We start from the raw sequence: 22100 nt of genomic DNA on the forward strand, positions 1-22100 counted from the left end.
AAATGCCACTGAACGAAGATCAACTTTTGTCCTTATTTCTAGGCACTATTGGAATGAATACAGCCTTTTGCCTAGTTTTCTAGTCATTAGCGGCTGATCGGGTAGCTCATTCGAGCTAAGAATTTAGAGACGTTGTGCTTCGCAGCTCTGAGTGGGAATGCAATTCCCCTCCCGCGCTCGGGCCTGTGAACTGGAAGGGCCGACTTCACTGATAGAGTCCGTTGAGACGAGTCCGCTATTAACGTGCGCCGTCGTACGTGGACGGCTCAGGAAGATGAGCTATTGGCTCAGTTAATGAATTTGGGACGCCGAGATTAAGGTAGCCGAAGGCGGCCATTTTTATTGGCGGAAGATTCGTGTTCAGTTTTTCTCACCATAGCGCTTTTCGTAGTAGCCATAAGCCTCGTCCATTTCGTACAGTTGTAGGAGATTTTTCCTACAAGGACGACGCAGTGGCGATCCCAGCAGTTGAGAGAAAAGCGATCGAAGGGGGCCTGGGTGAAAACCATGGCCCTTTCGGCGGAAGCTCCCAGAGCGACATCGCACCATCCAATAAAGCACCGGTGATATTTCTCATTTCAGGAGAATCAGGTGAGCAGTCTGGATACACAGACGAGGTAGACGTACACGGGGTTTATTCCTACGCAGGCGAGGGACAGGTCGGCGACATCATGCCGAACCGAGGAAACCTAGCAGCTCAACAGCATGCAGCTACTAGTCAGGCGTCGCATCTCTTCAAGTTGGGAGATTAGGAATGGCCGTAACTAAAGGTCACGGAAACCCTAATTGGACACGTGACGAAGTCATACTAGCGCTTGAGCTCTATCAGTCCTGTTCAGGTCAGATTCCTGGCCCCACAGATCATAGAGTACGTAAACTATCTGACCTGTTAAGACAATTTCCTCACCACAGCAATGCAGCACGCCAACCGTCCTTTCGAAATCCCGACGGCGTAGCATTTAAACTGCAAAATCTTCGCAGTGTAGCTATCGGATCCGGGCTTAAAAATACGTCAAAGGTAGACCGAGAAGTTTGGGAGGAACTTGGAGATAATCCATCACGGACACTTGAGCTTGGCAGCCTTATTCGCCAAAGCATCGCTATTATCGATGGACTTCCGCTGCCAGAGGATGAGGTGGAATTTTCGGAGGGCAAGTCTGCAACCAAGGTTCATATTCGGCGTGAACGTAGCGCCAAGCTCCGAAAGGAGTTAATTGACTTGCGCCTAAAACAGGGTGGAATGTCGTGTGACCTATGCGCAACAGATGGAAGCAAAATTGACCCAGCCCTGAGAAATTCAATGTTTGAGTGCCACCATATTATTCCGCTCAGTGTGGTTGGCGAGACAAAAACGAAGGTGAAGGATATGGCTCTGCTGTGTGCAAACTGTCATCGACTGCTTCACCGGGCGATAGCAAAGAGAAAGCAATGGCTTTCAATCGAAGACGCCAAGCGTTTTCTTTTCATCTGATCGATAGATAGGCCGGCTGCTGCGCTTCATGACAGGCTGCAAACGGCCAGCAGCAGCCTCTCGAGGGAGTCTAAAAAATCAGCGCCGATTCAGTGAGCCAGCGGCAGGTCAGATCATGCCTTTAGGCTTGGAGGTAGCGCTGATGACAGCGTCTTCTTCCACTACGGTCTGAACGAAGCCTTTCGTTTTAAGAGCGTTGACCAGCCTCATGTTGAGATCGGTTTTAGGCACCTGGATTTTTTTGACATTCGGTGAAAGCTTTGTGAAACCGACATCAGTCAACATACCAAGAAACAGGGATGCCTCTGCCCAACTGCACGATGGCAAGCATTGGATCAGAACTTCAGAGCGCTGAGCTGAGGTAAGCCCCTCCGCGCTTGCAAACTTCTTGAGTGCAGGGATAAACGCTGAAGGAAAGCTTACCGAGTGTCGATTAGCGAGGCGGCAGGTTTCAGCGACCTCTTTGACGGCCTCATTGTCGGTGTCGAAGACTTCACTCGGTAACGCCGTCCACATTTGGATCTTTTCATTTAGATCAAGCGCACCGCTTTTACTGAGTGCCACTGCCATACTGAGCGACAGTTTAGTTAGATCTATATGGTCGCGCGCCTCAACCCAATGTGCCGCGAGATAAGGAACTTCCAGATCTGCACTGAAAGTCCTGATGCACTCACGGATCTCAGGGCTGTACGCCAGAAAGGGGGCGGTTGCGAGCATCTCCCAACGCTCCCTCGATTCCAGTCCTTTGAGGATCAATGTATCGCTCAAGACGATATCTGCGAACAGCACTTCAAGCGTTTCGTTAGATAACCCTGTTGGGGCGATTAAGTACCTCTGCAGCTCTTGATGCAGGGAGGTATGGAGGCCCCAGAGTTCCCCTTTTAGCTCCTTACCATGAAGCTGGATAAAGCTTGCGAAAGCCTCCATATCCAAGGTTTCGCAACCATTATGCTCCAAAGCGGGTACGAGTATGTCTTTGAAGAATGTCCACACCGCGCCGACCTTCACTTTCACCCGATCAGACTGGAGTATTTGCGCCCACAACGATGGGGTCGTGTCTTCAAGCCGGTCGAATGTGCATGTCGTTCGATCGAACAGTTGAACCACGGCATCGGACTCGTCCGTCTCTTCCAAGATGGCCCATAACAGTTCTATGAGGGAGCCCGCCGACTCATCCAGCGTGCCAATTTGGGCTAAAAGTGTGATTGCAAACCCCTCCGCAGACTCAAGGAGAAGTTCATTCAGCCCCTCAATCTGAAGGGCCTGCAGTCGACGATAGGAAATGATGTTTTCACTGAGATCGGCTTTACTTGCATGAGCGGATTCGCCTTTTTGGCAAATCAGCGTGAGCAGGTTCAGATTTACCTCAACACAACCCCATTCGATCAGCTTCTTGAGGTCGTCCAGGACGATTCCATTACCTAACTCTGAGAAACGCACCGGCAGCTCTCTAAGCCAAGGCCAGCCTTTACCTCCCGCTTCAAGTCCAGGCATCAAGCGCGAGACGTCTTGGAGACTCGCAATGGCATCACAGATGTTCATGTCCGGCGCCGAATCAAGCCTTCGGAGCTGTGCAATCTCTAATCCATCCATGAGTGCACTGATCAGGGCTTGCCTCAGTAAAGTTGATTCGAATCGCTCAGCGTTCAATAACGCGCGGAACAATCCAGGCTCCAGAGCAAAAACAGATTGAATGAACTTCGGTGATGTCGCGGTTGATATCAAAAATTCGGTCGCTTGCGCCATTCTGCCCAAGTGCCCTTCCAGCCCACTCTTGAGAATAGTCGCGAGCTTACTGCGCTCATGGCTCATGCCAGGATCGTTGTATGGACAGCCAGAAAGGTACTCAATCAGGGCGACAATGATGCCCCTGCCATCGCTCAGATCATCTATATCCAGCTTTTCCACGGCCTTTTTCGGGGCATTGATTACAGTCGCGACATCAACGGAAACACCACGTCTTAATTCCAGGATCAGGTTTTTGTCTTCGGATGTGAGGGACCCTGCGTAGAAGTAGCCGAAGTAATCCGTGTAATCGGTATCGAAGTGTCCGTGGCGCATCAGGTACACGACAATGTCCAAGCCGTTCAGCTTTTGAGAGATGACATCGCCGTAGTTTTTTTTGGCTGCTGCCCGGAAGGTTTGGTGATTAATTCGGCTTGCCTCAATTCGGTGTTCGGCCATTTCATTATCTATGTCAACAAGGGTTCGTTGGAGCAGATCAAACCTTTTTGGGTATGACGTCGATGTCAGTAGTTGCTCAGAGTCAAAAGGTGCTGCCCTCTGAACTGCATCCCCGTACCTATCGATGATGGCCATTGTTAAATTAGTGCTCTGAGAAAAAATCGACTCAAAAACATCATCCTTAACAAAGTCGGTCAACGAAAATTTACTGCCACTTGGCATCCAAACATGGGTTGCCGCAATGTCGGATTTTTTAACCAGTTCTAGCCATACGTACGCCCGCAGCTCAGCCACACTTCCAGCGATTTCCTGTACCCGCTTTTCACGCTTTTCCCGCAACGCCTGGTAGGCATCTTCAGCCTGTTTGGACTGCTGGAATCGCCACTCGCTGAATCCTTGGATGGTCTCGTAAATGGCGCCACGTCGTTTGACCAAGTGTGCATATTCATCAGGATGCAGATTGCGAATCGCGATAATTGAAAACAGCTTGTTCGGATCAAGCTTTAGACCGGAGCCGCCGCTGAGAATGCTGGAAAACATGTCGAATTCGTTGACGATATTCTTGATCAACCGCATGTCATCGATGAAATAACAAACGGTTTCGACCAACGTCTCATTAAGCCCAACGTCCAACGTGACCCCATTGAACTGTCGCTCACGAAGCATCTTGAACATTTGCTCGCGAGAGTTCTCTGAGTTGACCACAGGGATTATCGGGATGATCAGGTCAAAAAATTTTGTTTTCTCACCGACGGCGAACAGTTCATCACGAAGCGCATAGATGAAGTAAACCGGTCTTTTGATCTGCGGGGACTGCTTGATGATGAAATTGATTTCCCGCAGGCGCGTGAAAACGTCGTGAATTCCGAATCTGTCGAGATCCTCGATGACCACGATATCGATCTTACTGCGTTCAAAGCAGTAGACGATTTCGTCAACATTCTTGTGCAACACTGAGCCGTGGTGTGTCGTTTCCAGTTTTCCGCCCTTGATCGTGAAGCCGTCAATGCTGAACAGGGACAACAGCTTCAGAGCCGAGAACAACATGTAGATGCCACCGCCCCCGAGCACCACAACGGCCATCCACCCAGGGATCCATAGAAGCCATTCGACCAACCACGCTGGGTCAATTTTTGGCAGTTTCTCGACTGTCGGGACGTAAAGCCTCAGTACGCTTACGATTATCAGCACGTAGAAAAAGGTACGCCCCCATATGCTCGACGTAGATGCCTGGATGATTCGCTTCAATCTGCTCTTCGGCAGTTCATCTGACGGTACCGCGTACAGCAGTTGCTGAACGATAGTTTCCTCGATACGCGTCAAAATATCCGACTCGGTTTTTTTATCAGCGCCTTTGAGGTCGGTGGTGTTTGAGTTGGAATCAGCGGGAGCGACAGGAGCATCAGTTGAGGCCGACTTTCCTGCCCCGCCTTTGTTTAGATCTTTGCCGAACGCGGCCAGCGATACAAATGCATAGGTAAGCTCAGGGTGACGTTCGACAAACGTACGTATGACGCTACTTTTGCCGGCGCCGTACTCACCAGTAATCGCGATATTGCGAATCTGATCGTTGCTAAGCGCGCTCAGCAGCTCACTCTCGTAACGCTGTGATCGATCCATCTCCAAAAGTACAGGCGTTAGCGGCTCGAAGACATTTTTACCACCGGGCACAGCAAGGTATTCGCGCGCGGCGGCTACGGCTTTTTCAACAGCTTTTCTGTAGCGTTTGTACTGTCCCATCGCATGATTCACTCGCGAGCTGACGTACTCGCACTTCGAAGTAAGCGCCTGAGCTATACGACGGAACATCCCTGTCTCCTATACCGCTGAAAGGCTGTTCGGGGGAACCGCCAAAATAGTCTTCACTTAATACCCAGTGTCACTGAGGTACGTGTTTTACCGATGATAGCGCACCGCCATCGCTGAATGGGACGAACTCTCTGCTGCTTCCCCTAAAGCACATCTTCTGGAGACCTCGCATGCCTAAATTTCTCGCTGGATCTCACCTCATTGTCGGCCTCGGTGTTTATACCCGCCACTGTATAGATGTCGAGCACGATCAGGTGATCCAGTACATTGGCATTCGGACGTGAGCGGAGTGTGTGAGCGTCCGCTTCTGGCCGGAAGCTGAAGCGAACGTTCCAAATTTGTGCTCGCTTGCTTGAAGCACGCTGTAGTGACCGACTACAGCAAAGTCGATATGATTCACATGCTCTTGGGCGTGCAGTCTCTTGAGTGGCAGCCTAATTAATTTATCGAATCCGCAAAGTTGGCTAAATAAGGATATTAGAGATGAAAGAAACTACGCCCCTTCGCAACTCATTGTTCAGGGAAGATCTTTATCAATTAGAACTTGAATATTGCAACCATTACAAGCGTGACGATGCCAAAGCAAATAATGTTCGCGGCAAGATAAACTCTTTGATTTTGGAAAACTGTCCGAATTGGACTGAGTGGTCCCAAAGGGAAGTCCAATCAATTTTTCGCATATATAATTTGATAAGTTTGTCGAGCCAGAATGTACGCAAACTTGCTCAGATGGATTTGCATGGGTTGAGTGATATTACAAATACGTCTTTTGGCGATGCCATTAGCTACGTGAGTGGTATCGCTGAGGTCGACCTCTCCAACGTGCAAGAAGTCCGGTTGGAGCGTTATGAGTGTGCTTATACTGAAGGTGAGTGCGTATCCTGCAATCAGGACAATCACCACATCTATTACTCTATCGATAGCAACCAGGTCAGCTCTGTCGATTTACTCTGCCACGAGCTGGGGCACGCAGCTGATTTCACTAATTCAAGGCAAGCTTCCGCAGATGACAACGCACTGCATCGTCATCAAAGTTTAGCTGAAGCTGTAGCGTATTATTGTCAGTTTCGTTATCTACAAGATCATGGCAATATGAAAAAAAGAACAGGGGCACTAGGCGCCTTTTTATACACTTATTTGACTTATCTGATTTGCTGCTACTGTTTTGATCAAAAAAACACACTAGACCAAGTGAACCCCGTCGAAGCTGTTGATGATGAAATTTTCAGTTCTTTTTTTTCTGCCTACACCTCGCTGTTTGGCGCTGAGCAAGCAAGAGAATTTCTAGCACAGAAAATCTATGAAACTCAGGCTAGATTCCAAGGCTTAGGAAATGTGATTCTCGAAGAATTAAATCCAAGGTTAGGCATCCCACTAGGGTTGGCACTGCTTGAAATAGAAAATTTGGATTTAGCTCTTGTATCGCGAATGAATATTTTGAGCGACGAACTTAAATATGTCATTGAGTCAATAGACCATAGTATAAATGATAGACTGTCGAACATGGATGCGCTCATCACGAAGTTCATAGAACAGGGGAAATAAGCGGAAACTTTCATTAATTCTATTCTAGGCTGCTCCTGTGCGGCAGCACAGGAGCAGTGTTTGAGTGCATATGGCATCAATGTGTGACATCCGACTACGAGCTGGCTGATAGCAATCAGCATATTCGATCACGCGGATAAATTGTGGCAACCCGACTTAGAGAAACTCGCTTAAGCGAGAAACCATACTGGTGCGGGCATCACCAGAAGTCGCAGATGCTGAGCACCAAAATTGGAATGTTCCTCACAGAGCTTTAGGACCATTAGCGAGCCAAAGTCTACTTCTCCAGTGAACACTGCGTCGAAGGCCCCCTAACTCACAAAGCCTCGACGCACCTAATTTAAATGCTAAGCATCAATCCTCATCCCACCACCTCTCAAGATTCGGTTCTAGGCGCCAGGTCTTCGCCAATCGCTCAAGCAATTCGATCCTCCGTACCTCCAGCTCTTCGAGCGTCCATTGAGAATACCCGCGCACTTCGTTGGTGAGAGTGAATGCGCATGAGTCACCAGATGCAAAGTACTTGGTCTTTTTTAGATCAAAGTCGTAGTTCTGCGCTGCGGAATTTTTACGCGTATTGAGCAGGACTAAGTTTGCCAAGCTATGCACCCAGGCCGCATGATCATCCGTATCAGAGAACCATTGCTCCCACTGCGATCCAGACGAGATTGTTTGCGGGCAGATATGCTCAACCGAAATAACCGGATAGTTGTAATTGGCCGAGCCATCCGTGGAGGCTTGTTCCAAACGAAGTAAGAGTGGTTTGACTATCTTGGGAACAAGGTAAACATTACCATCTAGCGCTTTGAAGAGCATCGTGGCTTCAGTATGTTCAATTTCCAATCCTTTGGAGCGGTCCCGATTGGTCGATCGAAATTTGGGGGCCGTCGGCACGTCGAGATCATCCAATACATCGACATAGCGTGACATCCGTGCGTTGACATCGGCTCGGGTCAAGAAGAGAAAATAGGCAAGTCTTTCCAACCGGAAGACAAACTCTGGAACGTCGATATCATCTCCACCATTGCTCTTGCGTAGACAAAGCAGCAAGGGCGGCAACCAATCTCGGTTGTCCAATCGCTCCAAGGAACGTACTAAGTCAGCGCTCTTCGCACCGAAGCGCGTGCGCAGCTTCTGATCATCCATTGCCAACATCAGAGCGTCAGCATAGGGCTCCAACACCGCGTCAATGAACCCAACGGGATTTTCGCGAAACGCTGGCACATGCACGGAAAAACCGCTTTCAAGCGCGGAACGAGGTTTGTCACGTTCGTAGATCATGCGGATGTGCGTGAATAAAGCACTGAATCTGTCGCGGCCCAGTGCTGCTTCAACTTCCTCCCAGCGGTGGGATAGTGATGACTCCTTGTCGGTGCCTGCTCGCTCCAAGAGATCCGCTTTAAGAATATCAGTGGCCGAAAGGTCGAGGCCGCGAGCGTTGAGAACGGTAAAGATTCGTCTCGCAGCAGTATCGGAGGGGACTTCAACTAGCACGAGATAACAATTTTGCAGCAGAAAGCGCAAAAGCTCATCGCGCTCCTTTTCATCCATGGCCTCTAATCTATAGCGAATTAGCTTTGCGTTTTCAACGATACGTGCTTTTGAGTCTGTGAGTCCGTCCAACGACGGCAGTTGGTTAGTCGCTCCGCGTGTCTGAATATGCGTCTCAAAAAAGCCCTGATCTTTCTGCCGCAGTTGCAGGCGTAGTGCCTCTGGGATGCCCTCATCCTCATTAGCTACCTGCTTGATATAACTTTCGCGCTGCGCTTTCTTCTCTGCTCCTTCCGTCAGGTCGCGAATGACGCTGAACAGGAGAGTGAGGGTGGTCAGACGCTGCTGACCATCGACTACACGTGATGCAGGGGCGCCGTGGGTTTTCACCAATACGATGCTACCCAAAAAGTAAAAGCCCCCGGCCGCAGAGTCTCGCGTCATGGCGTCCTTTAAGTCCGCAAGCAACTCCTCAGCTTGAGTCGTTTCCCAAGCATACGGACGCTGATAAGCGGGAACAGTAAAGGCATACTCTTTGGAAAAGACTTCCGCTATTTTTTTGTGAGCGGCCTCGATTCGCAACTGCGAAGCGTCATGCATGAAAAAATCCTTTTTGGTTTTAGCTCGACTTCTCATGCTGCCACAAGTGTATGTGCAGCATCGATGGCCAAGGGTTTAGCCGGTGGAAGGAATTCTGAAATACCTAAGCCTAAAGTAGATTTGCAGCCATAGTCGTCACATCAGTTTTAATCAGGCGATTAGCCTGGGTTTTTGCGTATTGGCTCACCGGCAACCGAATCTCCTGTCTCGTTAGACAGGCTAAACGTTCCGCATGAGCTGAACGGTTAGCCTGAAATGCCGACTCAGACTCAGGGACGAACCTGCGTGTAGCCAGAGTGCCACAACCTGAAAAAATAGGCTAAAAACAGCTCTGCAATTCAGGGGGGGGGCACCTAACCTACCGTCCGCTTCTGGCCGGTTTCTGCCGGTTATTACAGCCAGCATGCGCAGCTTTTTTGCCTATACGGTCACAAATCTTACCGGTCAATCCGACGGGATTGATCGTCAAACCTCCCGGTAAGGCGCAATGACAGCAAGCGGTTATTACACCTGCGTTTACGTGTTCAAGAGAAGCGTAATTTCGCAACACATCATGCATTTTCAGAAACGCCCTACAGCTTTGCTCCTTGCCCACCCCGCCATCGCACCCTACCCTTGCACCGCGCCTAAGAAACGCACCAGAAACTCAATGTAGCGGCCTGCCCGCCCCCGATAAAATGCGGCTTTTGTACCTGCGGCCTCTGGCTGCGCGTCCTAAAATCTCTGCTATGTCGGGAGTGGACCAATACAAGACCCGCAAGGGAAATACGTCCGGCCTTTTCTACATTGAGGTTTCTTAACTCCCGACGCCTTGGCTCTCACAAAGCTAACAATGTAGAGATCACTCAATGCAAAACCTCGATTCCCAATTGCCCCCCAGGCAACCCACCCCCGAACCTCTCACCCCCACCACCTTCCACCGCCACAACCGCCCACTGCGCACGGTCCTGCTGGAATCCCAGGTCTGGTTCTGTGCCCGGGATTTCAGTCGATTGATGAGTTGGCCGTTGAATGAGCGCACGACGCGCAAGCTGGATGAGGATCAGCGTCGTATGGTGTTGCTCGGCGCTCATTACGGGGCTGAGGAGGAGTTGATGGTGAGTGAGTCGGGTATCTACGAGATGCTGGTGTATCACTGTCATGCGGAGAAGCGCGCGTTGCGGCGCTGGATCACTAATGAGGTGGTGCCTTGCGTGCGGGATGGTGTGCCGCTCAATGACAACGCGCCGAGTTTGAGCCTGCTGCAATGGCCGGAGTTGTCGGTGTGTCTGTTGAATTGGCGCAGTGAGCCGTGGATCAGGTTGCGGGATATGCCGCGGCTGTTGCCGCATGGGCAGTTGCCGGAGGATTCGGTGCGGGGTAAGGGGTGGTTGGGTTGGTGGCGGGCGGTTTGGCGGGGTTGACGTCTTGCGATGCCCGTTGCAGATCTGACAACGGGCATCCAAGGTTGGGACAGGAGAAAGCTGACCAGCTTTCTCCTGTCGTAGCGGAAGCGTTGCTGCTTAGCGAGCGATCATGCCGGCCGCTTGTTCGGTTGCTTCGGTGGTACGGGTTGCGAGCTTGCGAACTTCGTCGGCCACAACGGCGAAACCGCGCCCGGCCTCTCCGGCTCGGGCAGCTTCAATAGCCGCGTTGAGGGCCAAGAGGTTGGTCTGGCTCGCGATGCTTTGGATCGTACCCACGATTTGCGACAACTGGGCCAGGCTGGTTTCCAGCGTTTGCTGATGCCTGACTTCCGCGTCTCGCAGGGCTTTCTGCTCGTGTTGCAGGTGGATGTCCACGAGCGCACCCACCACGCGAAGCGGAGCGCCGTGCGGGTCGCGCCGGGTCTGGCCTCTAGCCCTGAACCAACGGTATTCGCCACTCTTCATCTTCAATCGGTACTCGATGTCGAATGGGGTCTTGCCCGACTTGTCATTCAGGTGAGCGCCGAACGCGTTGAGGCTGCGTTCCTTGTCTTCCGGGTGCAGCCTGGATGCCCAGCTGTCCAGAACATCAGGAAACTCTTCAACCGTTTCAAAACCCAGCAGCCGTCGGAACTGAGGGGACCACCAGAAAGGGTTCTTCGCATTGACGGGGTCGCCAGCGATCACTTCCATGTCCCACAAGCCATCGGAGAGCATTTCTCTGGCCAGTTCAAACCGGGTGATGATGACGTCGTGTTCTGCATCGCGCTGCAACTGGTCGTGAATATCACGTAGCGAGCCAGCAACACGGATCGGCATGCCTCGGTCGTCACGAAGGGTTTCGCCTTGAGCGTGGAACCAGCGATAGGAACCATCCTTCATGGCGAGCCGGTTTTTAACCTTGTAGGGCGTGTTCCCTGATTTGTCGTTGAGATGACGCGCAAAGGCATCCAGTGTCGCTTGTTTATCCTGTGGATGCAGGCGATCTGCCCAACTGGCCAGGACATTCGGGAAATCGCGTTCGTCATTGAAGCCCAGCAGGTTCCGGAATTGCTGCGACCACCAGAAGCGGTTTTTGGGGTTAACGGGATCGCCAGCGACAACCTCCATATCCCAAAGCCCCTCACTGGAGGCAAGATTTACCAGGTCGAACCTGATGTCATGGGCTGAGGCAGAAGCGGCTGACTCGCGAAGCAATTCACGGGCATCTTCGAGGTCGTTTTCAAGCTGGTTTATGCGCGACCGGGACTCGCTATTCGATGATTCGAGAACACCCCAGGCGTCAAGGACTGCGGCTGCCTCTTGGCAACCTTTGACATCAGGAGTCTGACCGCTTTTGATCGCAGCGAGGAGCTGCTGGAGGGCATGACGGTCACGGCGCAAAAAAGGGATATTGGACATGTTGTAGGGCTCGGTAAGCGTGACGGGCCGCATCCATGGCACCTTGGCGACTATGTCGGCATGTCTTGGCAAAGCTGTAAATTTTTCCCAGCCTTGCAGATCCGTAGGCACAACTCGCTTACCGTGATGGACGTCTTGCTGATGTCTTTCACACCACGCTGTCTCGGGGCAAACAGACGACACCTGGGACGGCCGGGGTGGCTCCTATCAAACAAAATATAAATCACTGAATAAACGGGGGGCTGTTGGAGCGAGTGGGCGGCAATCCGACTTGCCCGCGAACCAATCGACTCGGTAGGTCAGACGCACCGCGCTATCGTTCTTCGCGGGCAAGCCTCGCTCCAACAGTTCAATGTTTGCTGCGCGACAGCACGGTGTCAGTGACACCGGGGCGGCTCTCATCAAACAAAATATAACTATCGGATCTGGAAGGCTTTTTACTGTAGGAGTGACCGGGGTCTATGTTTGCCGCGAGACAGAGTGGAGAGATGGACGACGGGGAATCTCCTAGCGACGCGCCTCACTCTTCTCTCACGCTGTTATCTCGCTGCGTCAGGGTGATCCGGTAACTGGTCAATTTTTCGCCCTGGGTCAGGTACTGTTTGCTGAAGTATCGATAGACCGCGCCCTGTAGCTCGATATTTATGCCGTTCTGGGTGTCACGGATGGCGACGTCTTCCAGGGCGCTGTCCGTGATCATAAATCCGCTGTTTTCATTCAACTGCTGCAGTATCTCTGCGTCATCGCCCTGTAGCGGCTTTTTTATGTAGAAACGAAGCATATCGAGATCCGTTGCTGGCGCGAGGTAGCGCGTTGCGTAGAGCCAGGCGCCACCGGGCAGTTCTCGCTTCAGGACCACTTCGTCAGCATCACCGGGGCCGTCGAGCCAATGGATGGCGGCTGATGTGATCAAGACGAATGCAAGTATCCAGAATCCGATTTTGTAAAAGGCGTTGGGACTGACAGGCTTGGGTGTTTGCATAGCGAATCCCTTTTTGATATCCACAATTGGTCCTTGGGTTCATCGCCATTGGGAGCGCGCGATCCCTGAACGGGACGACGAGCCGTGTCAGCGTGGCACCTTGACGGCGCGGCGTGCGCGAGTGCGTTCCTTACAGCTTCAGCGGATGGAGCCGGTGGTCAAACCACTGAAAATCCTAAGTTTTTCGGCGGGCGAGAGATCATACGCTGCGCTTATGACACTGGCTGTCACGCCCCTTCTCCTTTTGTCGCCCCCCTCTCAAGTTTCCGATGTTAAGTCGATAGCGTATTGAAAACTTCAATTCTCGATCGAAAAACAGGAATCTCGTATGCGTCTTAGAAATCTCAACGTAGCGCCCCGCGCGGCCTTGTTTTTCGCGTTGATTATTGCGTTGGTCTTTGTGCTTGGCGTGTTTGCCGTGGTGCAGATGGGCAAGCTGAGGGACGCCGAAAAAGACGTCGAACTGAACTGGATGGCCAGCATCCGACAGACGGCTTTGATGAACTCTACGGTCCTTCGCTTGAGGCTCGAAACACAGCGTGGCCTTGCTGACCCTCAGTCCATTCAAAAGACTATTGAACACTTCCCTGGCTACCGTAAGGCGTTCAACGATGCTGTGGCGCAATACGATGCCCTCATCGCAAGCGACAAAGAGCGCTCGTTTTATACACCAGTGAAAACCAGCGCGGATGCATATTCCAAGCAATTGGATCTGCTGGAACCACTGATGCGGCAGGGAGACATCGCGGCTGCGGTGAGCCTGGTGAGTACCGGCATCCGCCCTCTTACCAATAGCATGGAGCAGCAGATCAAGGATCTGACCAACTTCAACAACGAAGGCGCAGCGCAGGCCGGGCAGAACGCAACCGATCTTTACAACAGCGGGCTCTGGCTGGTTGTGGGCATTATTGCGGGCGTTGTTGTCCTGACGGTTGGATTGGCATTGCTGCTGACGAAAAGCATCACGTCTCCCATCAACGATGCCCTGTCCGTCGCTGAGCGTATTGCGGCTAGTGATCTCTCCAAAGAGGTACAGGTCAGCGGCACTGATGAAGCCGGTCGTCTTTTGAAAGCGCTCGCACAGATGCAAACGAACCTGCGCAGCACGATCATGCAGATCTCTGATTCATCCACTCAACTGGCCTCCGCGTCAGAGGAGATGACGGCAGTCACTGAGGAATCGAGTCGCGGCCTTGTTGCTCAGAACGATGAGGTCAATCAGGCGGCAACAGCGGTCACTGAAATGAGCGCGGCCGTTGACGAGGTTGCTCGCAACGCGGAGTCGGCTTCCGAAGAGTCGAAGCGTACTCAGGGTTATACCGAGGTCGGTCAGGCGCGGGTGGCTCAGACGCTGAAGTCCATTCAAAAGCTGAACGGTAACGTTGAAAACACGAGCGAGCAGATTCAAGGGTTGTCGGATCGTGCTCAGGGCATCAGTAAGGTTGTCGAGGTCATTCGGGCAATTGCCGAGCAGACCAACCTGTTGGCGTTGAACGCTGCGATCGAGGCAGCACGAGCAGGCGAGCAAGGTCGTGGGTTTGCGGTGGTTGCAGACGAAGTGAGGGCATTGGCCCATCGCACGCAGGTGTCGACTCAGGAAATCGAGCAAATGATCTCTGCCATTCAGAACGAATCTGATCAGGCGGTGAAGGCGATGAATACGAGCAGGGATCTGGCGACTGAATCACTGGGCGTCGCCCAGGAGGCCAGTACCTCGCTGGATCAAATCGCCACGGCCATTGTTCAGATCAACGAACGTAACCTGCTGATCGCGACGGCCTCTGAAGAGCAATCCCATGTGGCCCGTGAGGTTGACCGCAATCTGGTCAGTATTCGCGAGCTGGCGACCCAGAGTGCTGCAGGGGCCAGCCAGACGGCCAGTGCCTGCGGTGAGATGTCGAAACTGGCGGTTAACCTGAACCAGTTGGTTAACCGGTTTGTGGTGTAGGTAGTGCACTCAGGTCTATGCGAGCCAATGGGACTGGCTCGCGTCAAATATGAAATAACCAGCTGAGTTAAAAGCTTTTCTGTAGGACCGGCTTTAGCCGGGAGGAAGTCGGTACATCCGACCCACTTCTTTCGTCAGGGGCATTGCCCTCCCGGCTAAAGCCGGTCCTACAGCATTGCACCAATATCGACATCACACTTGTGAGTGCGAGGCTTGACCGCGATGCAGGCACTTCGGATTCGCAGGCAGACCGCGTTATCGTTTATCGCGGGCAAGCGCGCTCCTACAGGATTGTGTGGTTGCTAGCCTTTCATGCGCTCGCGGTATTCCTGAATCATTGCTTTGGTGACGTCTTCTTTGTAGCACAGGGGCGCGTATCCGCCCGGCTTGCTGTAGGCGCTGCGTTTGCCGCAGCTTCTGCCGTTACGCATGGCGTTGTAAGGGCATGGGCAGTTGCCGGAATAGGAAGCGATGGAATCGTCGATTAACAGCTGGACGATGGCTGAATCGGGGATTTTGCTGTCCTTGGCGGAGACCGAGAATGCGCACAGCAATGCCAGCATCGCGACGAAAGTGATTCCTGTCTTTCTCATGGCCAATCCTTAGCTGATGGGACGAAATGTCCTGTCAACCTTGTACCATGCCATCACTGCGCCATTACGCATTTTGTTTTCGGATGTTTTGATTTGAGAGATTTGTCTCGGCAGTGATGAGACAAATCTCTGCCAGTGTGGGCGGCTTTATTGTTGCTTTGGCGGATCGATGGGGTCCCAGTTGAAGTACTGGCGCTCGCCGATGCCGTTGAAGTCAACGCGGTAGGTGTGTTGTTTGCCGCCGATGTCACACACGCCGATGTAGTCGTGATTATGTTGCTCGCGAGGAGGCGGCGCTTCGATGTGGACAGTGCCTTTGCAGCCTTCGTAGTTACAGGGCGCGGTTTTGCTGTACAGCAGGTAATCACCGGCTTCGTCGTGCTCGACCCACTGACCGTCAATGAAACGCGCCTCTCCTTCAGGAATTCTCTGCAGGGCAATCTTGAGTTTGGTTATGTAAAACATGAGGCCGAACATGCCGACGATGGCGATGGTCCAGGCGAGGATTTTCCAGCCAAGGTTGAAGTAGGAAAAGATCCCCGTCGCATCGGCAAATATGGACATGACAGAGAGCAAGAACGCCGGTACAGAGCCTGCAAAATACCAGGCACCTTTTTTGACGCTCGCGCGGCTTAGCCTCTGCATGCTCTCGGGATCGATGACAAAGCGGACAGGGCCACGCTCGACAGTCTGATTTTGGGAGACGTGGATGTGGTTACCGTTACCGTCGCCTTGGTAGATTGAACCAATGGTGATGTTGTTGCCATCGGACATCAGCATGTCCTCCTTTTTCATGTTGGGCGCTAAGGACACGCTAGATGGGTCAACGGAGAAATACCACTCAACCCTGAGCAGTTACTCGCGCTGTGAGGCTTGTGCGCTGACTGGGCTGTACGTATCGAACAAGTCTGCTCGCTGCAACAGCCTCGGTTAATAATCCAGCCGGCCAAATAGATCGTCAAAAGGAATCATGACGTGTTGCCGATAGGCCGGACTCATTTGCAGCCGCCGATACCAGGCCTCGACGTGGGGAATATCAGGACGGGGGATATCCAGATTGAAATAGCGGTAGAGGTGGGTGCCCGCGGGTATGTCTGCCAACGTCAGGTGTTGCCCGGCGAGGAAGTCCTGCTCACTCAGAACTTGATTGAGTAGCTGAAAATATTGCGCACACAGCGCCACATTTCTTTCGATAGCTTTAACGTCCCGCTGGGCTTCGGGGGTTCTGTAAAATCCCCAGAACACGCCGGTCAGGAACTCGGGTTGCAGCGTTGTCTGAGACCAGTCCATCCACCGGTCGATCTGCGAGCGACGCGCCGGGTCATCGCTCCAGAACTCGGGCCCACCGTATCGTGCTGCCAGATACCTGAGAATGCTGTGGGATTCCCAGACCACTGTCCCATCGCTGTCCCTGATAACCGGCACTCGGCCGTGAGGGTTCATGGCCAGGAATTCGGGAGTGTCTTTGAGGCCAAATGCGCCACCTGCCGGAATATGCTGGTGAGGCAGATCCAGTTCACCGATGAGCCACATGACTTTCTGAACATTGAACGATGAGCGTCTTCCCCAGACTTGCAGCATGCAGCCTCCTTTATTGATCGGTTCGAACGAGCGTCGCGGGTGGTTCTGGTTTGGTTTGGTGATGGTCAGCGTTGCGATTTGGTAGCTTACCTTGATAGATGTGGGTTGATGCATGCGAGGAAGGTTAAGTCGCGCTAGCGCTGGTGAACTGTCCTCGCTGTAGGCTAGAACGGGATGGTTTATTTATCAGCATCGTTTGAGGACGCTGTAGGGTGTTTCCTGATTTGCTGTAGGTCGCGGTTGGTGACCAAGCTATAAGCCTTTATCCATGGCAGTTTCTGAGAGTCTCACACCTTCGGGATGTGACCAAACACCCGTATGTGAGCGTTTTTTGGTCGTTCGACAGCCTGCGTTTCGCCTCCTATCTTGCCCTCCCTTTTCGCCCGCAGGACATCTGAAATGAGCAAGCAAGTCGCGTCTATCGATGGCCCTCTTGAAAGCGGTTTCGCTGAGATAGCGCAACTGATCAATTCGGCCAGACAAACCACGCTGCAGACCGTCAACACTCAGATGATCCAGCTGTACTGGCAAGTGGGGGCTTACATCAGCGACAAGATCGAGAAGGCGGAATGGGGTGAAGGCGTAGTGACCCAACTGGCGACCTATTTGGCCAGGAGTCAGCCCGGCAAAAGTGACACCAGTGGTGTCACAAATTCATCCCGGTGCACTCAGCGTGTTCAAAGACGCCTATATGTTGGAGTTTCTGGATTTACCGGGTAGGCATGGTGAGGCCGATTTGCACCGCGGATTAGTGCAGCGGCTTAAAGATTTCCTCAGTGAACTCGGGCGGGACTTTTGTTTTGTCGGCTCACAATATCCGATACAGGTGGGCAACCGGGACTTCGCGCTGGATTTACTGTTTTTCCATCGAGGACTGAACTGCCTTGTCGCTTTTGAGTTGAAGGTGGGACGTTTCGAGCCGGAGTATTTGGGCAAGCTTGGTTTTTATCTTGAAGCCCTTGATCGCGACGAGCGCAAACATCACGAGAACCCGGCAATCGGTGTGCTGCTCTGTGCGAGCAAAGAGGATGAAGTGGTGGAGTACGCGCTGAACCGCTCCCTGTCTCCGGCCATGGTCGCGGAGTATCAAACCCGATTGCCTGACAAACAGTTTTTGCAGGCAAAGCTGCATGAGTTTTATACGTTAAATACCCAGGGTTGTGATGGCGCCTGAGGTGGATGCATTTATGCAGGCCCCGGCTAAAACCAGTCCTACAGATTTTCGTTTGCGGTAAAGTCTGCGCCCTGCCCGCTTCTGACCCATCAGGTTTATCACTGTGAAACTCTCTCGACTCAACACGTTGCTCGCTCGTGTTTTCGTCCGGTTCCAAGGCAAGCGTGAGCCTGTGGTCGAGTCGCAGGTGGTTGAGGAGACGTTACCCGATGCGCCGCCCGTTGAGCCCGTCAAACCGAAGGTCAGAAAGGCCAAACCCAAAGCAGTGCCCAAGGCGGTAGCCGAACCGAAAGCCCCTGCGTGTCCGCATTGCAAGAAAGTGATGGTGATGAAAGTGGCGCGCACTGGGGCCAATGCCGGGGGGAATTTCTGGGGGTGCGGGGATTATCCCAAGTGCCGCGGAATTCGGGCGATCTTTGCGCCGATGAAGGTTAAGTGAGCTTTGCATTTCCGGATGGATGCGTTTCCAGAAGAGCGTCTTCAGATAAAAAATTGATCAAGCAATCCGCAATTGCCTGAGTTGAAATAAAATTCCAGTAGGAGCGAATTCATTCGCGAAGGGGGCCGCCCTGAAAAACACCTGGGTCTGACACAACGCTTTCGCGAATGAATTCGCTCACACAGGTCTCCTGAGCAGAGTCAGGGACATTGTCCCTACCCCTCAACCCCATTACTGATAATCCACCGAATCATGTTTTTCAGCGGCACGCTGTGGTGGCGGACGCTGCACCAGGCGTCGTGTTCATCGCCGTAGAGTTCGAGGTAGCGGCTAAGCGTTACATGAAGGCCGTCCTCGGTCAGGCGCAGTTCGATTTCGCGGCTGTGCAATGACGCTGGATTGGGGGTACGGGTCCGGCGGTGCAGCACCAGTGCTTCGCTTTTATTCATCATCGGGTTCACCACCTGGGCAGGTTGAAGGGGCTGGGACAACCTTGCCTGATTTACCTTCAACCACGAAGTTGGCGCGTTTCTGGGCCACGGTGTCACGCAGGGCCACGTAATAATCCGGTTGTTTGCGCAGTTGGTCGGTGAACGGCAAGGCTTCAGCGCGGCCATCGACTATTCCGCCCACGGTATTGATGGTGCCCAAGGTCTGCACGGTGTCGCTGTTGCTGCCCAACGGATCGACCACGAAGCTCAGCACCTTACCAGTCGCGTCACGCAGGTTGCCGGTGCCAAGCAATGGCAGCTCGACGATTGGCCCGTTAGCGATGTTCCATACGCCGAAGGTCTGGCCGAAGTCTGACTTATGGCGCTCGATGCCCATCTTTCCAGAAACATCGATCAAGCCGACGATACCCACCGTGGTGTTGATCACGAAGCGGCCGAAGGTGGCGACCGAACGCTCGCCATTTCCTTGCAGCAGGTCGTTGATGAACACCTTCGGTTCGCCGAAGTTGGCGACGAAGTTGTGCACGCCAGCCTGGAAGAAGTCCGGCATGTGACGATAACCGCGGGCCACCGGGGCGATGGCGTAATCGTCGACGGTGCGGTTGAACGCGAAGATACCGCGGTTGACCGGTTCTGCCGGGTCATGAAGGGTGTAGCTGACGTTGTCGCAAGGGCCAACCGGTGTTGACGGTGCGCTGGCGCAACCACTGGCGAGCACAACGACGAAACCGGCGAAGGTAAAGCGGGCAATGGGCGAAGCACTTTTGAGAGTTGGCATGCAAGGTGATCTCGGAAGGACTGGCGCTGATCCTGCCTGCGGTTTTTTGCCTGAAGATTTCCGTTTTATTGCCTGCCCGTCGCTTTATTACCGAGTTGAAATATATGACGTAGCGTCAGGAATGATTTTAGATAGGCGTTGCGAATCCACTCCGGCAGCGAGCCCACTGTGAGCCATTTATTACTGGTCGACGATGACGTTGAAGTCCTCGCCCTTCTGCAGAAATTCCTTGAGCAACACGGCTACAGCGTCGAAGTGGCGACCGATGGCCCGGCGCTGTGGCGGGCGGTCGAGCGGCGTTTGCCAGACCTGATCATCCTCGACGTGATGCTGCCCGGCGAAAGCGGCCTGGTGCTCTGTCAGCAGTTGCGTGCCAGGCACACGGTTGCGGTGATCATGCTGACGGCCATGGGCGAATTGAGTGACAGGGTCGTTGGCCTGGAGTTAGGCGCAGACGATTACCTGACCAAGCCGTTCGACGCCCGGGAGTTGCTGGCGCGGGTGCGTGCGGTGCTCAGGCGTGTAGGGGAAGCGGCGACGGTCTCGAACGAGCCTTCGCGCTCGATTCTGGAGTTCGCCAACTGGCAGCTGGATGTCACGCGGCGCGAGTTGCGCTCGCCGGAAAAAGTCATGATCCCGCTCTCCACCGGGGAATTCGAATTGCTGCTGGTGTTTGCCGAGCATCCGCGGCGCATTCTCACCCGTCAGCAGTTGCTGGACATGGCGCGTGGCGAGGCTTACGACGCGTTTGATCGCAGCGTTGATGTGCAGGTCAGCCGTCTGCGGCGCAAGCTGGAGGCCGATATTCACAGTGAGCCGATGATTCGCACGATACGCAATGGCGGTTATCTGTTCAGTCCGTCCGTGGTGAAGCGATGAGTTTTTTGTCGGCATTGCGCACCCGATTCAATCGCCCCCATGACACGGTCGCACGCTGGATTGCCCTGACGACCATGCTGGCGATGCTCACATCGCTGGCCCTGAATGGCGCCTTTACGCTGCTGGCAGGTGTCTGGGCTCGACCGCCGATTCTGGAAACCGGTTTGATGGAAAAAGCGGCGACCATCACTCGCATCATTAACGCTGCGCCTTTGGAGCAGCGCAAAAGCATTGCCGTGGCGGCCAGCGACAAGGTGTTCGACGTGCAGTGGTTGGCCCGTCGCGAAGATGCGAATTTGCCGAATACCACCGACCCTGGCTTCGAAGACGGTCAGCAGTTTTTACGTGACTTACTGGAAATGCCCAATGCCGTTATCGAGGCCTATGAGCCGAGGGACTGGGGCTCGGACCAGGTTGGGCGACCTTATGCACTGGTGATCCAGTTGGGCGATGGCTCATGGGTGCAGTTATCCGTGGCCACGCGCAAATGGGGGTTTGATCCGTTTATGCGTAATCTGGTCGTCATCGTTTTGGTCCTGTTGTCGACCATCGTGGTGGCGCTGATTGCAACTCGACACCTGGCGACACCCCTTGAACGCTTTGCCGAAGGGGCCAGGCGGTTTGGTAAAGACTTTCGCGCACCGCCGATTCCGGTACTCGGCCCCCATGAAATTCGTCAGGCGATCCTCGCGTTCAACGCCATGCAGGCGCAGATCCAGCATTTCCTCAATGACCGCACGCAGATGCTTGCCGCCATCTCCCACGACCTTCGTGCCCCACTGACCCGGATGCGCTTGCGCGGGGAGTTCATTGAGGACACTGAGCAGCAAACCAAGCTGTTCCGGGACGTGGATGAAATGCAGACGATGGTCAATTCTGCGCTGGAGTTCTTCCGCGACGATGCACGGCTTGAACCGGCCACGGCGTTTGATCTGGCGGAGCTGCTGCTGACGATAGTCGATGATTTCAAGGATGCGGGCGTTGAAGTGCAGTTCGTGGGGGCCAGTCGTTTTGTATTTGAGGGACGGCCGATTGGCATCAAACGAGCGCTGGTCAATCTGATCGACAACGCCGTGAAGTACGGACACAAGGCCTGCGTGCAACTCGATTCACGCGCTGGCTGGGTCGAAATCCTGGTGCAGGATCGCGGGCCGGGAATTGCTCCCGAGCTGCATGAGCAGGTGTTTGCGCCGTTCTTTCGCATCGAAGGCTCGCGCAACAAAAACACTGGCGGTGTGGGGTTGGGGTTATCAGCAGCACGAGCCACGGTGCTTGAGCATGGCGGCTCGCTGACGTTGCGTAACCGGCGCAGTGGCGGGTTGGAAGTGAGTGTGGCGTTGCCGGTGGATTGAAATATCTGTAGGTGA

At 53.4% G+C, this 22100-nt stretch carries 15 protein-coding genes and 3 pseudogenes; 8 read left to right on the forward strand and 10 right to left on the reverse strand.

What is annotated here, in order from left to right; translation table 11 throughout:
* Nucleotides 1-754 precede the first annotated feature (754 nt).
* Nucleotides 755-1471, forward strand: a complete 717-nt coding sequence (locus tag K3169_RS22800) for an HNH endonuclease (RefSeq protein ID WP_263268133.1) — start codon at nucleotides 755-757, stop codon at nucleotides 1469-1471.
* 108 nt (nucleotides 1472-1579) lie between these two features.
* On the opposite strand, the gene K3169_RS22805 is transcribed toward K3169_RS22800, so the two are convergent.
* Nucleotides 1580-5464 carry a hypothetical protein gene (locus K3169_RS22805; protein WP_263268135.1) on the reverse strand — a complete coding sequence of 1295 codons (3885 nt, stop codon included), beginning with the start codon at nucleotides 5462-5464 and terminating at the stop codon, nucleotides 1580-1582.
* Nucleotides 5465-5947: 483 nt separating this feature from the next.
* Between K3169_RS22805 and K3169_RS22810 the strand changes: the two genes are divergently transcribed.
* Nucleotides 5948-7009: a hypothetical protein gene (locus K3169_RS22810; protein ID WP_263268137.1), complete on the forward strand. Its 1062-nt coding sequence runs from the start codon at nucleotides 5948-5950 to the stop codon at nucleotides 7007-7009.
* A 354-nt stretch (nucleotides 7010-7363) separates the two neighbouring features.
* Here K3169_RS22810 and K3169_RS22815 read toward each other — a convergent pair whose 3' ends face one another.
* Complete coding sequence (locus K3169_RS22815) at nucleotides 7364-9100, reverse strand: DUF262 domain-containing protein (RefSeq protein ID WP_263268139.1); 1737 nt, start codon at nucleotides 9098-9100, stop codon at nucleotides 7364-7366.
* 848 nt (nucleotides 9101-9948) lie between these two features.
* Between K3169_RS22815 and K3169_RS22820 the strand changes: the two genes are divergently transcribed.
* Nucleotides 9949-10503, forward strand: coding sequence for a Bro-N domain-containing protein (locus K3169_RS22820; protein ID WP_263268141.1), 555 nt, complete (start codon nucleotides 9949-9951; stop codon nucleotides 10501-10503).
* Between the two features lie 108 nt (nucleotides 10504-10611).
* Here the strand turns inward: K3169_RS22820 and K3169_RS29875 are convergent.
* The 3 genes and pseudogenes from K3169_RS29875 to K3169_RS22835 all read right to left on the reverse strand — a co-directional run.
* Nucleotides 10612-10896: pseudogene (locus K3169_RS29875) on the reverse strand (methyl-accepting chemotaxis protein); the annotation flags it as partial.
* Nucleotides 10885-11940, reverse strand: a pseudogene (locus tag K3169_RS29635) (PAS domain-containing protein); the annotation flags it as partial. The pseudogenes K3169_RS29875 and K3169_RS29635, both read right to left, overlap by 12 nt.
* 487 nt (nucleotides 11941-12427) lie before the next feature.
* Nucleotides 12428-12889, reverse strand: a complete 462-nt coding sequence (locus K3169_RS22835) for a hypothetical protein (protein WP_411567060.1) — start codon at nucleotides 12887-12889, stop codon at nucleotides 12428-12430.
* Between the two features lie 328 nt (nucleotides 12890-13217).
* Here K3169_RS22835 and K3169_RS22840 point away from each other — a divergent pair, with 328 nt between their 5' ends.
* Nucleotides 13218-14837 (forward strand): methyl-accepting chemotaxis protein, encoded by a 1620-nt coding sequence (locus tag K3169_RS22840; RefSeq protein ID WP_263268145.1) that lies wholly within the window; start codon nucleotides 13218-13220, stop codon nucleotides 14835-14837.
* A 302-nt stretch (nucleotides 14838-15139) separates the two neighbouring features.
* On the opposite strand, the gene K3169_RS22845 is transcribed toward K3169_RS22840, so the two are convergent.
* The 3 genes from K3169_RS22845 to K3169_RS22855 all read right to left on the reverse strand — a co-directional run bounded on the left by K3169_RS22845 (nucleotide 15140) and on the right by K3169_RS22855 (nucleotide 17011).
* Nucleotides 15140-15430 carry a hypothetical protein gene (locus K3169_RS22845; protein ID WP_099270668.1) on the reverse strand — a complete coding sequence of 97 codons (291 nt, stop codon included), beginning with the start codon at nucleotides 15428-15430 and terminating at the stop codon, nucleotides 15140-15142.
* Between the two features lie 147 nt (nucleotides 15431-15577).
* Nucleotides 15578-16204, reverse strand: coding sequence for a phage holin family protein (locus tag K3169_RS22850; protein WP_099270860.1), 627 nt, complete (start codon nucleotides 16202-16204; stop codon nucleotides 15578-15580).
* A 156-nt stretch (nucleotides 16205-16360) separates the two neighbouring features.
* On the reverse strand, nucleotides 16361-17011 hold the full coding sequence (locus K3169_RS22855; protein WP_263268147.1) for a glutathione S-transferase family protein: 651 nt from the start codon (nucleotides 17009-17011) through the stop codon (nucleotides 16361-16363).
* A gap of 399 nt (nucleotides 17012-17410) precedes the next feature.
* On the opposite strand from K3169_RS22855, the pseudogene K3169_RS22860 reads away from it, so the two are divergent.
* Together K3169_RS22860 and K3169_RS29640 are read left to right on the forward strand one after the other, a co-directional pair.
* Nucleotides 17411-18185, forward strand: a pseudogene (locus K3169_RS22860) (PDDEXK nuclease domain-containing protein).
* 103 nt (nucleotides 18186-18288) lie between these two features.
* On the forward strand, nucleotides 18289-18624 hold the full coding sequence (locus tag K3169_RS29640) for a topoisomerase (protein ID WP_317633744.1): 336 nt from the start codon (nucleotides 18289-18291) through the stop codon (nucleotides 18622-18624).
* 215 nt (nucleotides 18625-18839) lie between these two features.
* Here the strand turns inward: K3169_RS29640 and K3169_RS22870 are convergent, their stop codons facing one another.
* Together K3169_RS22870 and K3169_RS22875 are read right to left on the reverse strand one after the other, a co-directional pair.
* On the reverse strand, nucleotides 18840-19076 hold the full coding sequence (locus tag K3169_RS22870; protein WP_231678048.1) for a hypothetical protein: 237 nt from the start codon (nucleotides 19074-19076) through the stop codon (nucleotides 18840-18842).
* Entirely contained in the window at nucleotides 19066-19854 is a 789-nt protein-coding gene (locus K3169_RS22875; RefSeq protein ID WP_263268150.1) for a VacJ family lipoprotein, read from the reverse strand. The genes K3169_RS22870 and K3169_RS22875 overlap by 11 nt, the downstream gene beginning before the upstream one ends.
* A 168-nt stretch (nucleotides 19855-20022) precedes the next feature.
* Between K3169_RS22875 and K3169_RS22880 the strand changes: the two genes are divergently transcribed.
* Nucleotides 20023-20733 carry a response regulator gene (locus tag K3169_RS22880; protein ID WP_027901720.1) on the forward strand — a complete coding sequence of 237 codons (711 nt, stop codon included), beginning with the start codon at nucleotides 20023-20025 and terminating at the stop codon, nucleotides 20731-20733.
* Complete coding sequence (locus tag K3169_RS22885; RefSeq protein WP_231678046.1) at nucleotides 20730-22085, forward strand: ATP-binding protein; 1356 nt, start codon at nucleotides 20730-20732, stop codon at nucleotides 22083-22085. Before K3169_RS22880 ends, K3169_RS22885 begins: the two co-directional genes overlap by 4 nt.
* Nucleotides 22086-22100 lie beyond the last annotated feature (15 nt).

Origin of the sequence: Pseudomonas phytophila (genome assembly GCF_025643095.1) — a bacterium.
GTDB classification, from domain to species: Bacteria; Pseudomonadota; Gammaproteobacteria; order Pseudomonadales; family Pseudomonadaceae; genus Aquipseudomonas; species Aquipseudomonas quasicaspiana.